Genomic DNA, 11,685 nt, shown 5'->3' on the forward strand with positions numbered 1-11,685 from the left:
CGGTGATTTCCTCGGCGCGGCCATTAGAACGCCAGATGGCGCGCGGAAACTTGCCGACGATGCGCTCGAGATCGGCGAAGACGCGGTAGCGCCGCTCGGCATGGAGCTGGTCGATCGCTTCCTCGAAGAACCGCTGATAGTTCATGTCGGCAATTCCCATGGCTGTTGAGCACTCGTTGGTGCCGCCGCACCGTCCCCGCTGCTTGGATTTTTTATCCATTGGCGTAAAGACGATGCGGCGGCCCTTACCAAGTCTTCCCGTGTCCATGACGATCGCTCTGCGCGCCCGCGTTTGCCCGCGGTGTCTAGTGCCCTCACGTCATCGGCCACGCTCAACTTGGCAAGGTTAGCCTTAGCTGTTTGCGGGGAAGGCCGACCTTGATTCATGTCAATATCAGCAAGCCCGACATGTCTTGTGTTCAGTTCGATATAAACCGATGAAGTGATCCGCTGCCCAGGATAGAGCGCGTTACGCCGCCAAAGGCCATTTCCCGGACGCGGCTATGACCATAGCCACCCAGGACAATCAGATCGGCCGCACTCTCCCGACCAATCTGAAGGAGTAGGTCCGCGGTCTCGGAACGGCGCGCATCCAAAACTTCCGATCGCGCCTTCACTCCGTGCCGTGCCAGGAAGAGCTCGACGTCCGCAACATCGTCCTGAGGCGCGGGGTTTCCCCGGTCCACGGAGACGACCACAACATTCCTGGCCTCGACCAAGAGGGGCATAGCGTCGACGACAGCGCGGCGCGCTTCCCGCGTGTCGTTCCATCCTATCAGGATGCTTTCAGCCCTGATCGGCGCAAGGGTTTCCGACGCCACGAGTATTGGGCGGCCGGCTGCGAGGATGAGATCTGCCGGATCCAGCATACGATGGTGGTCGACGATCAGATCAACCGCCGGCGAGCCAGTTAGGATCAGGTCGGCGGCACGCGCGTTGAGTGCGAGTTGGCGCGTGGGATTTCCTATTTCGCCGCGCCAGGAGGCACGATTGCTGCCGTTGACTGTGCTCAGAAATTCCTCTCTCAAACAGTCGAGACGGCTTTCTATCTCCTCCACCTGGCACCATACCGCCTTGCTCACGGCCTGGTCGTCATTGCCTGTTGACATGACAAAATGCGGCTCGGCCGCACAGAACCCGATCAGATCGGCCTCAAGCCGTTGAGCAAGATCCCATGCCATCGAGATGCGTGGCGCCGCGATGGCGTCCACTTCCAGTTGAACCATGATCGTCTTGAAAACCATCGCCTCAATCCATCAGTGGTTGAGGCGACTTGGCCATCAAAACGAGGGAAGCGCCTTGATGCGTGTCAAACGCCGCAACGAGGCCCGGTTGGCGCCGGGACGTTCGCGCAATCGGCAAGGCCATAGAGTTGATCCTGATCAAGGACATGACGACGAATGGCGTCAAAGTCGTGCTGTGGAGATTTTGTTTGCACCACCTCAGAACGGAGTAGTCGACAATGCAGACTCAGCCCGAACCATCTTCATTCGGCACGCACTTGTTGCCGATAGCGGAAAATGGCCGGAAGTTCTTCGTCGCCGCCACGTCTCTTCAGGTGCACGCCTTCAAGGCGATGATGCGCTACAACGTCGAAACACTGGCGTTTCTGAAGCATCGTTGCGAACAGGACGTTAAGCTGGCCGACGATCTTATCACCGGTGCGGAGTTCAATGACGCTTTCGACATCTTTTCTGCTTTCCTGCAGAATGCGACATCGCAATACGTCAGCGAAGCCGGCAAGGTCGCAACACTGACCTCCAGGCTTGCTTCGGAAACGGCCAAGCTGGTTCGCGAGGAAGCCAGAACCGCGATCGAGGACGCAGCGGCGAAGACAGTCGCGTAGATCGGCAATGCGGACGTCGTCAAACATGCACACCTTCTACAGGCGTCGTCGTCTGCCGGCCTCCGTAGTTGCACTGATCCTGCTCGGACCTGTGCATCCATCTCTGGCCGATAGCTTAACGGACCACGGAAAGGCGTTGGTGGAAGTCAATTGCGCCCGCTGCCACGCCGTCGGAAAAACGGACAAGAGCAGCCATCCCGACGCTCCGCCATTTCGCAGCTTGTCAAAGCGCTATCCGATCACTGATACTCGAAGAGGCCCTCGCAGAGGGGATTTCGACCGGCCACCCGGACATGCCTGAGTGGATCGCCAGCCCCGACCAGATCGAGGCAATAATCGCCTATATCAGCAGCTTGCAGCAACCGTGATCTGGGCTGCCGACCGAACCTGACACCTCCATTGCACAATGGAGGCAATCGATCTCGTGGCTGTTAGCGGCGCCAGCAAACCGGCGTGGACCAAGCTAGGGCAACATCCTGTCAGCGGCGTGGAAGAACGACCGAGCATGCGCCACGATCTGGGCCTCCGTAGGATGATCGGCCGGTTCGACGCCGACGATGCGATCCTTCAATTGGGGATGATGGTCGCGGATATGCTTTGCCAACTCGTCTTTTGCCGATCCCGGCCCCACGATCAGCCATTCCTCCGCCGGCTGCAGGGCCGCGACGATGTCGTGGTAGAAGGACTGGTTTTCCGGTGCACGCTTGCCGTGGACGGTGCCTGCCTTGTTGTGGGTTTGATGATGCGCAAGCGTGGTTGCAAGCCTCAGGCTCTCAGCTGTCTCACGATTGAAGAAAAACACCTTGGCTTCGCAATGGTCCAGCCAGACGACGGCGTGTTGGGTCCGCATATTGATACATCCTTGAGGCTATAGTTGAGGAATGAGCGCAATCAACCCGTGAGAGGGCATCCTCATGCGGACTGGGACTCCAGCGTTGCCAGGATTGAGCCGGGTTCAACGACCGCATTCGCAGTGGCCACAATCGTCGCGCGGCCATCTGCCGGCGCCACAATCTCATGCAATGCGTCTTCGACGCGAACTTCGGCTATCCGCTCACCGGCCTTGATTATATCGCCGTTGGCAATGAACCAACGCTCCACAATGCCCTCGGGCAACATGCTGGACGCCCAAAGCGCTTCGTCGACCTTGATGTACTGCATCGCAATCCTCCTTTGCGGTCGAATGATAAAGGCTTCGCCAGGAGGGGCCTTGATCACGATCAATCGGCGCCCGACGCAGGGTGCTGCAATCGTGCCGCGTTTGACGTCGATCAATTTCCGATGCGGCGGCTGCCCTAAGTCGACGGAGTGAGGTCATGAAGCATTTCAGGAAAAGGCAGCCGTCGCGATGAGCGCCCGATCAGATATCAGTGCTGCGTTTGCAATCGACTCGCTGCCCGCGCCGTGGATTGCCACCGATAACGATATGGCGTTGGCCGTAGGGACTGTTGGCCACATCAGCTCGACGCCCGGCGACGCGCGTGCCGGTTCGGCGATTCCAGAAAATGATGCAGATCAATGCGCAACGCACCGTTTGCGAAGATTTTGATGCGATGTGGAACCCAATCCTAAGCGCACCTTATGGTCGCGGGCTCGAACTCGCCGTCTTCGACGAGGAAGGGGCGCATGCGCTGGTATTTCCCTGCATAAAGAGCCGGGAAGGTTGGAAAAATGCCACCACTGGCGCTCGTGTCGATATCCGGCCAACCCACTGGCGCGAGTGGGGATCGGAGAAGGTTCAGGCTAGAGCTGGCAACCCCCTTGAGGGTTCTCCCTAGGATCTCGATTCCACGATCAACGCCATGCGCACAAGATGTGACAGGCTGGCCGCGCCCATCTTGCTCATAACATTGGCGCGATGGATCTCGACTGTACGCGGGCTGATTCCCAGATCGTAGGCGATCGTCTTGTTGGGCAGACCGGAAACAAGTCCATCCAGCACCTGGCGCTCTCGGTCCGACAAAGTCGACAGACGTGCGCGGATATCCGCAGACTGGGGATGCGCCGCGTTCGCCTGGTTTCGGTTGGCCAACGCGGAGCGGATCGCCTCGATCAGCATCTCGTCGTCAAATGGCTTTTCGATGAAATCGGCAGCGCCTTCTTTCATGGCCTGAACGGCGAGCGCCACATCGGCATGGCCCGTCATGACGATCACCGGAATTGTATGCCCGCTCGCTCTGAGTTGGCGCAGGAACTCGATGCCGTCTATGCCCGGCATTCTTACGTCGGTGACAATGCAGCCGTCGAGATGGCCAGTTGCCGTTGAGAGAAAGGCTGTGGCCGATTCGTACAGGCGCACCGCAAAATCTGCCGTCGCCAGAAGAAAGCCGAGCGACTTGCGGACGTCGACGTCGTCGTCGACCACATGTACCAGATCACTATCGGCCATTTGAGACCTCTTCCTTCCCCACGATGCGCAAGGTAAACCGGAAAGCGGTACCTCCAGCCGGCATAGCCTCGGCCCATATGTGACCACCGTGCGATTCAATGATGGTGCGGCAAATCGAGAGCCCAACCCCCATGCCCTGCTTCTTGGTGGTGACAAAGGGCTGGAAGAGCTGGGCTGAGACCTCCGGCGCGAGGCCTGGGCCGGTATCGATCACACTTACCTCGGCCATCCCATCATCCCGGGCAATAGTCGTGACTTGCAATTCGCGTCGTGATGCATCCTGCATGGCCTCAACCGCGTTGCGCATCAGGTTGAGCAGAACCTGCTGAATCTGGATGCGGTCGGTCAAGACCAGTTCGGCGGCAGGGTCAAGCTTGTAGCTGACGAGGAGATTTATCTCCCTAGCGCCGACCAGGGCCAGGGATGCGGCTTCCTCGATCAGCAACGGCAGTCGTTCGACCTGACGCTCGCTTTCGCCCCTGGCAACAAAATCCCTTAGATGACGGATCACATCGCCTGCCCGCAAGGCCTGCTCAGCCGCCTTTTCCACGGCATCCCGAAGCATAGGCGCATGCTCGTCCTGACTCTTCTCAAGCAGCCGACGACTGCCTTTGAGATAGTTCGTGATGGCCGTCAGTGGCTGGTTGATCTCATGAGCAAGCGTCGAGGCCATTTCGCCAAGTGCTGTAAACCGCGCCATGTGGAGAAGCTCCTGCTGCTGCTCCTGGATCCTTGCCTCTGCCCGGTGGCGCTCGGTAAGGTCTCGGCAGAAGCCGGTAAAGAAGCGTCCGGTTCCCGGGTGCATCTCGCCGACGGAAAGCTCCATAGGGAAAGTCGTCCCATCCTTGCGCGCGCCGGTGACGGTGCGTCCGAGCCCGATGATTCGGCGCTCTCCGGTCGTCAGATAGCGTAGCAGATAGGCATCATGCTCGTCGCGATAGGGCGAAGGCATCAGCATATTGACGTTTTTGCCAATAACCTCGCTTGACTGATAGCCGAACAGCGTTTCGGCAGCGGTGCTAAACGACTGGATTCTCCCCTGTTCGTCAATAACGACCATTGCATCCGGCACAGTTGCAAGGATCGATCGCAAATGGTCCTCACGCAGCCGAAGTGCTGCGTTTGCAAAGGAGAGTTCGCTGACATCCGTGCCTTCAATGAAGATCGCGGTGATGCGGCCATCGTCGGCTTTGATCGGCTGATAGACGAAATCCAGGATGCGCTCTTCGACCGGCCCGTCGGCTTGATTGCGAAGGCCGACTTTCACCCCGTCGCCCCTATAGGGCTCGCCGGTTGCGTAGACATGGTCCAGATGTGCGAGAAACTCATGTCCTTGGAGTTCGGGAAAGGCGTCGCCGACTGACTTTCCAATCACTTGCCTGTTGCCGATCAATTCCTGGTAAGCGGCATTGGTCAATTCGAAAACGTGCCCTGGCTCACGCATGAGCGCGATAAAGCCTGGAGCCTGATCGAACATTCGCGACAACAGTGATTTCAGTGTCGTCCCACCGGGCGATAAACTGGGCGCTTCGTCTTTGATCACCTAAAAGTCCTGGGTTCGAGCCGGAGCTATCGGGGCTAACTATCACTTCTCGCCGCACAGGCAAAACAGATCGAGACGACATTTTCGCAACAAATTCAATTGACGGGCGCAATTGACGGGTCTTTGACGCGCGTCAAGGCATCGGGTGCTGGCGCATGCGATCCGTCACGCATTGCACAGTTTCAGCGAAAGGCGTCCGCAATGTCGTACAAGTCCATTATCGTGAACCTCGCGATCGATGCGACTCCCGCGCCCATTGTTCAGGTGGGGATCGAACTTGCCGAGCGATTTGGAGCGCATCTCATCGGCTTGGCAGCAGCGGATGTCCCGCCTCTCGTCGCCACAGGCGACGGCATGGTCTACGAAGGCGAGATCATGCAGATCCAGCGAACGGAAATCGAAAAGCGGCTTGCGGAATTGCGTGAAGCTTTCGAGAGGCTGGTGCCAGCTTCAATTACCAGCGAATGGGTGCAAGCAGTCTGCAGTCCGACCCGCTTCCTCAGCACTTCGGCCAGAGGGGCCGACCTCATTGTCACCGGCGGCGTGGATGGAGACAACGTCTTTCGCGCCGTGGATATCGGCAGCCTCGCGCTCGGTGCTGGGCGGCCAGTCCTGGTTACCGGAGGCAATGTCGAACACATCCTTGCGAAAACTGTACTGGTTGCCTGGAAGGACACCAGGGAGGCGAGGCGGGCGGTGGCCGATGCGCTGCCATTTTTGGCCAAGGCCAACGAAGTTGTCGTCGCCACGATAGACACCAACCGCGATGAAAATACTCGTGACAGCCTCGACGATGTCGCCGTGTTTCTTGAACACCATGGAATCAGAGCGCGAACCGAACTGATCACCGGCGAGGCTGACGGCGACCGGCTACTGACATTCGCGCGCTCGATCCACACGGATTTGATCGTCTCGGGCGCCTATGGCCATAGCCGCTTGCGGGAATGGGCGTTTGGCGGCGTCACCCGCACGCTCATCGAAGAGAGCCGCATCAACCGCTTCCTGTCGTATTGATGGCATCGAATGTCGTGCCCCCTGGCGTGAACCAGCAATCCGTCGCGGCGGCCACAGGTCGCTATTGGTCGATCACCAGCGATGAGCTCGTGCGAAGCTTGGCGACATCCGCCACGTCGGGGCTGGTAGGGGTCGAGGCCGCCTCACGGCTCGTCCTGTATGGCGCGAATACGTTGGGCTAGGCAGTTGGTCATTTTGATCGTCAACACACTAAACTAACCGCAATCTGCCATCATTCTGAGCGCACTACGCATCGGAATCCGAGGTGGCAGGTGGACGTGTCCACAGGCTGTGCCATGCGCGCGGCCGGTCGGTAACGCCTGCAGTAGCTGGGAGCGCACAGGAAAGATCCACCCTTGGTGACCTTGCGCGGGATCCTGATGTCGGGTGTCAGCGGATCGTAGCTCGCCTCGCGTTCGCCGCCGCGCGGGTTGGCCATCGTGCAACAAGGGCTCTCGATCCGGCGGTGCTCCTGGTACCAGTCAGTCGTCCACTGCCAGACATTGCCGGCCATGTCGTAGAGCCCATAGCCGTTTGCTGGAAAAGAGCAGACCGGAGCGGTCCATTCGTAGCCATCCTCGCAATCGTTGCGGAATGGGAACTCGCCCTGGTACGTGTTGGCCATATGCTGGCCGCCGGGGGTTAGTTCGTCGCCCCATACAAACTCGGCGCCATCCAGCCCGCCGCGAGCGGCAAACTCCCATTCGGCCTCGGTCGGCAGCGCCTTTCCCGCCCAGTTCGCGTAGGCTTGCGCGTCCTCGAAGGCGATGTGCACGACGGGATGGGTTTCGAGGCCCTTGAGCGTGCTGGCGGGCCCGCGCGGATGCCGCCAATTCGCGCCGCGCACGTAGGCCCACCAGTTGTAGTGATTGCTGCGATCGATGCCGCGCGCAGGCCTGACGAACAAGGCTGAAGCCGGCGCCAATGAATCGGCGTCGGCTCCAGGATAGTCCGCGGCATTTGCCGGACGCTCGGCCAGGGTGACATAACCGCTGGCTTCCACAAAGCGCCTGAACTCACCATTCGTGACAGTGGTTCGATCCATCCAGAAGCCGCTGACGACAACGCGGTGTGCCGGCGCCTCTTCCGGATATTGGTGGTCCGAGCCCATCAGGAACTCGCCGCCAGGGATCCACACCATGTCCTCGCGCGCCAGCGCCTCGATCGGCCTGCCCATCCCGCCGTCAGTCCCCCAGGCTGAGTAGCGTCGACGGATCGGCCGTCACCGGTGGCGCGAAGAAGGTCAGCCGTACTGCTTCCATGAGCAGTTGCGGCGGGGCCATCTCGCTTGCCAGCTCGATAATGCGCCCTTGCAGCTCCTTCACCTTATCGGGGTTCGCCGCCGCGAGGTCGTGAGCTTCGGATTTGTCGTCGGCTAGATTGAAAAGCTCCACCTTCGGCGGCAGGGAGGCCTTCCACACGAGCTTCCAGTCGCCTTTGCGAACGGCACCGGCCAGAGGATCGACGTTGTAGACCAGTTCGCTGCGGGGAGACGGCTTGCCTTCGCTCAGGGCGTCCCAGACATTCATGCCATCCAGCGGCTTGTTCTTCTCCAGCTTTGCGCCGGCAAGGGCGGCCACCGTGGGATACATGTCGACAACGTGGACCATACTGTCGATCACGCCCGGCTGGATCTTGCCCGGCCAGTTGGCAAGCGCGGCGACCCTGGTGCCGCCCTCATAGAGTGTGCCCTTGCCGTCACGATAAGGCGCGTTGCTGGCGGGAAGCTCGCCGCCGACCTTCGAGTCGCCGGCAAACAGCGAGTTCTTCACGCCGCCGTTATCGCTGTGGAAGACGATGATGGTGTTGTCGCGCATGCCCTTCTTTTCGAGCGCCGCAACCACCTTGCCAACGCCGTCGTCCATCACGGAGATCATCGCCGCATATTTGCGCCGGTTCTCGTCCGCGATGCCCTTGAAGCGGTCGAGGTATTCCTGCGGCGCCTGGAAGGGCGTATGAGGTGCGGTGAAGGCCAAATAGAGGAACAGCGGGCTCTTGCCCTCGTGGCGCTCGACAACCCGCACGGCCTCGTTGCCGAACAGCGTGTTGTCGAAGCCGGTTTCGTTGAGCGGCTTGTTGTTGCGATACCAGTCCTTCACGCCGTGGGACGAATGCTTGAAGTGGTCGATCTCTCCGACCAGCGCGCCGTAGAAATAGTCGAACCCGCGCTGCCGCGGCCAGAACTCCGGCCTGGCATGGCCGAGATGCCATTTGCCGACCATGGCCGTCTTGTAGCCGGCGTCCTTCAGGACCTGCGGCAGGAGGTACTCGTCGACCGGGAGCCCGTAGGTGCCCGCTGCCGGAATGACGCCCGTCTGCAGTCCGTAGCGCAAAGGATAGCGGCCGGTCATCAGCGCCGCGCGCGTCGGTGTGCACATGGGCAGGGCGTAGAACTGGTCGAAGCGGGCGCCGCCCTCGGCGAGCTTGTCGAGGTTCGGCGTCTTGATATCGGAACCGTTGAAGCCGGCATCCCCCCAGCCCATGTCGTCTGCGACGACGTAGACGATGTTGGGGGGAGCCGACTGTGCGACCGCAGGCTGAACCCCAGCAAGGCCGGCGAGCGCCCCTGAGAGGCCGACCGGCGTAGCTAGTCGCGAGACGACAGCCGCCGTGCCCGCCATCAATGCGTCACGCCGCGTTATTTTGTTGGTTATACCCGCTTCAGCCGGGAAGTCTTGATCGTTGCTCATGTTGTGCCCCTGCTCTGCTAAGCCAAATCATGTCGTTCAACCACGGCGCGTCTAACATGCTGACGTCGCTCATAAAAATCGTTTTGGAAGAAGACTCCTGGCGGCGGGGTGAAGCCCGCCATAGGACCGCGCGACCCCAGCAGATAGAAGCTCGCTCCACCTTCCGCGGCGTGAAGACTCGGTGTCATCGCCAAGCTTGCCACCAACGCCAGGGCAGTGCGCAAGAAGCCACTGTTCCACTACGCATCATAGCCACGGCCTGGGCGTTCGATGTCTTTGCCGCTACCTCCCCAGGCTCGTCTTCTCGGTCCATAGTTCCCCCACCAACCGTGCGCCGGTTATATTCCGGCGCGGCTCGCTTCCGCGCAATTGCTAATATACATATGCCTGACAGAGTTCGCGTCCTCCATTTTACGTAGAGGATCCATTTTGACATTCGGCTTTCATCGCCTTAACCAGAGATGCGTAGCTTGGCTCAAACCACCTTGCCAAAAGGTCGTCCGGCCCCGGCCCAGCTCCCTCCAGACGCACCGCGTTCATGAGTGTCACCCCCAGACCAAAACTAGGAAACCAGGACGACGGACAGCGGGTCGGCGCAGAAGAGATCATCCTTGACGGCTTTGACGCCGGCGACGTTTTCGGCGGCGACAATGGCTGCCTGGTGCTCACGTTCGTCGAAGATGGCGCCGCTCAGTTTCACCACGCCTTTGTTCACCGTCACGTTGATCAAGTCATTGCCGGCCCATTTCTGCTTCGCAAGGTCGATAATGATGGTCTGCCGAATCCGTTCATCATCGACGACTGCAGGGCCAGCATCCGGAAGGACGCTGAGCAATGCCCGCGTCAGATCAGAGCGGGTGATGATGCCGACGACCTTCCCATCGTCGACGACCGGAATGCGTTTGACGTGGTGACGCGTCATGAGTTCGACGACCTCGGCGAGTGACGCGGCGGGAGATGCCGTGATGACATCGGCCGACATCACCTCCTCAACCCGTCGACCATTGGCGCGGACATACTCATGGGCGGCCTTTCCAGGGCCGACTAGAAACTCCAGCCAGCGCGAGCGCTTGTGCTCGGTGCCCAGTTCTCCTCGTCGCAGGAAATCACCCTCGCTGATGATCCCCACCAGCAAGCCGTCGCCGCGAATGACGGGGAAGCCGCTGATCTTTTTGGACAGCATCAGCCCTGCCGCCTCGGTGATCGATGCAGACGGGTCTATGCCGACGACCGGCTTGCTCATTATGGCTTCGGCTTGCATGTCCGCTTTCCGGAGTTGTTCCCAACCTCCGGCTTCTTAGATGTCCCACGCACGAAGCGCTTTGATCTGAATCATTTTGCCAACGACGGCGTCAAGCATGACGAGCGCAATATGGAAGGAAGTCGCCGACCGCCTCGTGTCCAAGGGATGCGGGAGGCGAGCAGAACGATGGGACTCTGCTTTGCGCCCCCGCATTTTCGCAGCTATGAAACCATCTTCACCGAGAACGGATCTGTACGGAGGAAGAGGCCGTCCTTGACCTGCCCGACGCCGGCGACTTTCTCCGCCGCAACGATCGCTGCCTTCCGTTGACGCTCGTCGACAATTTCCCCCTTCAGTTCGACAACGCCGTCGCTCACCGTCACATCAATCAAGTCACCACCGCTCCAGGTTTGTGGCTGCAGCTCGGCAAGTACAGCCTTGCGGATCAGGTCGTCAGCGGGTGGCGTGGCGCCCCGTTTCGGCATGGTGCGGATCAGGAGAAGCAGCAAATCAGTTCGCGTGATGATGCCGACGATCCTTTCCCGATCGACAATCGGCACATTGTTGATGCGGTGTTGCATCATCAAGTTTACAATATCAGGAATCGAGGCGCCTGGAGGCGCCGAAATGACGGCTGTGGTCATCACCTCATGGATGATCCGTCCGTTTGACCGCACATAGTCATGGGCGGTTGTGCCCGGACCAAGATCAAACTCCAGCCAGCGAGGACGCACCCGCTGAGTCCCAAGTTCCTCTCGGCGCAAGAAGTCGCTTTTGCTTACAATGCCAACCAGGGCACCGTCGCTGTCCGTTACCGGCAGGCAGCTGACTTTGTTTGAAAGCATGAGCTCGACCGCTTCGGCGATCGTCGCGTTCGGATTCGTCGTGATGACTGGCTTCGTCATTATGGCTTCGGCTTGCATCCTCACCCTCCTGATTTTGTAAGACGATGATGGGATA

General features: G+C 59.8%; 13 protein-coding genes and 3 pseudogenes. 5 read left to right on the plus strand and 11 right to left on the minus strand.

Features of this window, described 5'->3' with window-relative positions; genetic code table 11:
* Positions 1–145 (minus strand): annotated as a pseudogene (locus AC04SH_RS31105) (5-aminolevulinate synthase); the annotation flags it as partial.
* A gap of 274 nt (positions 146–419) precedes the next feature.
* Positions 420–1,244, minus strand: a complete 825-nt coding sequence (locus AC04SH_RS31110; RefSeq protein WP_488577729.1) for a universal stress protein — start codon at positions 1,242–1,244, stop codon at positions 420–422.
* A gap of 218 nt (positions 1,245–1,462) precedes the next feature.
* Between AC04SH_RS31110 and AC04SH_RS31115 the strand changes: the two genes are divergently transcribed.
* Complete coding sequence (locus tag AC04SH_RS31115; protein WP_488577730.1) at positions 1,463–1,846, plus strand: phasin family protein; 384 nt, start codon at positions 1,463–1,465, stop codon at positions 1,844–1,846.
* 25 nt (positions 1,847–1,871) lie between these two features.
* Positions 1,872–2,214 (plus strand): annotated as a pseudogene (locus AC04SH_RS31120) (c-type cytochrome).
* Positions 2,215–2,309: 95 nt separating this feature from the next.
* On the opposite strand, the gene AC04SH_RS31125 reads toward AC04SH_RS31120, so the two are convergent.
* A complete protein-coding gene (locus AC04SH_RS31125) occupies positions 2,310–2,696 on the minus strand; it encodes a translational machinery protein (protein ID WP_488577731.1) in 387 nt (128 codons plus the stop codon).
* A gap of 62 nt (positions 2,697–2,758) precedes the next feature.
* A complete protein-coding gene (locus tag AC04SH_RS31130; RefSeq protein WP_488577732.1) occupies positions 2,759–3,121 on the minus strand; it encodes a lipoyl domain-containing protein in 363 nt (120 codons plus the stop codon).
* Positions 3,122–3,351: 230 nt separating this feature from the next.
* Between AC04SH_RS31130 and AC04SH_RS31135 the strand changes: the two genes are divergently transcribed.
* Positions 3,352–3,624, plus strand: a complete 273-nt coding sequence (locus AC04SH_RS31135) for a hypothetical protein (RefSeq protein ID WP_477238961.1) — start codon at positions 3,352–3,354, stop codon at positions 3,622–3,624.
* Here AC04SH_RS31135 and fixJ read toward each other — a convergent pair.
* Both fixJ and AC04SH_RS31145 read right to left on the minus strand, forming a co-directional pair.
* Entirely contained in the window at positions 3,621–4,235 is a 615-nt protein-coding gene (gene fixJ, locus AC04SH_RS31140; RefSeq protein ID WP_477238963.1) for a response regulator FixJ, read from the minus strand. The genes AC04SH_RS31135 and fixJ overlap by 4 nt on opposite strands.
* Complete coding sequence (locus AC04SH_RS31145) at positions 4,225–5,712, minus strand: PAS domain S-box protein (protein ID WP_477239056.1); 1,488 nt, start codon at positions 5,710–5,712, stop codon at positions 4,225–4,227. The genes fixJ and AC04SH_RS31145 overlap by 11 nt, the downstream gene beginning before the upstream one ends.
* Positions 5,713–5,979: 267 nt before the next feature.
* Here AC04SH_RS31145 and AC04SH_RS31150 point away from each other — a divergent pair, with 267 nt between their 5' ends.
* Both AC04SH_RS31150 and AC04SH_RS31155 read left to right on the plus strand, forming a co-directional pair.
* Positions 5,980–6,792, plus strand: coding sequence for a universal stress protein (locus AC04SH_RS31150; protein ID WP_477238965.1), 813 nt, complete (start codon positions 5,980–5,982; stop codon positions 6,790–6,792).
* Positions 6,792–6,974, plus strand: coding sequence for a cation-transporting P-type ATPase (locus AC04SH_RS31155; protein ID WP_477238967.1), 183 nt, complete (start codon positions 6,792–6,794; stop codon positions 6,972–6,974). Before AC04SH_RS31150 ends, AC04SH_RS31155 begins: the two co-directional genes overlap by 1 nt.
* 50 nt (positions 6,975–7,024) lie before the next feature.
* Here AC04SH_RS31155 and AC04SH_RS31160 read toward each other — a convergent pair whose 3' ends face one another.
* From AC04SH_RS31160 to AC04SH_RS31180, 5 genes and pseudogenes are all read right to left on the minus strand, one after another.
* Positions 7,025–7,969, minus strand: a complete 945-nt coding sequence (locus tag AC04SH_RS31160) for a formylglycine-generating enzyme family protein (RefSeq protein WP_488577733.1) — start codon at positions 7,967–7,969, stop codon at positions 7,025–7,027.
* 7 nt (positions 7,970–7,976) lie between these two features.
* Complete coding sequence (locus AC04SH_RS31165) at positions 7,977–9,482, minus strand: arylsulfatase B (protein ID WP_488577734.1); 1,506 nt, start codon at positions 9,480–9,482, stop codon at positions 7,977–7,979.
* A 71-nt stretch (positions 9,483–9,553) separates the two neighbouring features.
* Positions 9,554–9,670 (minus strand): annotated as a pseudogene (locus AC04SH_RS31170) (transporter); the annotation flags it as partial.
* 374 nt (positions 9,671–10,044) lie between these two features.
* Complete coding sequence (locus tag AC04SH_RS31175) at positions 10,045–10,743, minus strand: CBS domain-containing protein (RefSeq protein ID WP_488577735.1); 699 nt, start codon at positions 10,741–10,743, stop codon at positions 10,045–10,047.
* 203 nt (positions 10,744–10,946) lie between these two features.
* Positions 10,947–11,648 carry a CBS domain-containing protein gene (locus AC04SH_RS31180; RefSeq protein WP_488577736.1) on the minus strand — a complete coding sequence of 234 codons (702 nt, stop codon included), beginning with the start codon at positions 11,646–11,648 and terminating at the stop codon, positions 10,947–10,949.
* Positions 11,649–11,685: the final 37 nt, after the last annotated feature.

The sequence above is a fragment of the Mesorhizobium sp. CNPSo 4688 genome (assembly GCF_057784295.1).

What these genes read in the sequence shown, in the direction of transcription:
- AC04SH_RS31110 (WP_488577729.1), bottom strand. Translation starts at nt 1,244, where the DNA reads ATGGTTTTCAAGACGATCATGGTTCAACTGGAAGTGGACGCCATCGCG.
- AC04SH_RS31115 (WP_488577730.1), top strand. Translation starts at nt 1,463, where the DNA reads ATGCAGACTCAGCCCGAACCATCTTCATTCGGCACGCACTTGTTGCCG.
- AC04SH_RS31125 (WP_488577731.1), bottom strand. Translation starts at nt 2,696, where the DNA reads ATGCGGACCCAACACGCCGTCGTCTGGCTGGACCATTGCGAAGCCAAG.
- AC04SH_RS31135 (WP_477238961.1), top strand. Translation starts at nt 3,352, where the DNA reads ATGATGCAGATCAATGCGCAACGCACCGTTTGCGAAGATTTTGATGCG.
- fixJ (WP_477238963.1), bottom strand. Translation starts at nt 4,235, where the DNA reads ATGGCCGATAGTGATCTGGTACATGTGGTCGACGACGACGTCGACGTC.
- AC04SH_RS31145 (WP_477239056.1), bottom strand. Translation starts at nt 5,712, where the DNA reads ATGTTCGATCAGGCTCCAGGCTTTATCGCGCTCATGCGTGAGCCAGGG.
- AC04SH_RS31150 (WP_477238965.1), top strand. Translation starts at nt 5,980, where the DNA reads ATGTCGTACAAGTCCATTATCGTGAACCTCGCGATCGATGCGACTCCC.
- AC04SH_RS31155 (WP_477238967.1), top strand. Translation starts at nt 6,792, where the DNA reads ATGGCATCGAATGTCGTGCCCCCTGGCGTGAACCAGCAATCCGTCGCG.
- AC04SH_RS31160 (WP_488577733.1), bottom strand. Translation starts at nt 7,969, where the DNA reads ATGGGCAGGCCGATCGAGGCGCTGGCGCGCGAGGACATGGTGTGGATC.
- AC04SH_RS31165 (WP_488577734.1), bottom strand. Translation starts at nt 9,482, where the DNA reads ATGAGCAACGATCAAGACTTCCCGGCTGAAGCGGGTATAACCAACAAA.
- AC04SH_RS31175 (WP_488577735.1), bottom strand. Translation starts at nt 10,743, where the DNA reads ATGCAAGCCGAAGCCATAATGAGCAAGCCGGTCGTCGGCATAGACCCG.
- AC04SH_RS31180 (WP_488577736.1), bottom strand. Translation starts at nt 11,648, where the DNA reads ATGCAAGCCGAAGCCATAATGACGAAGCCAGTCATCACGACGAATCCG.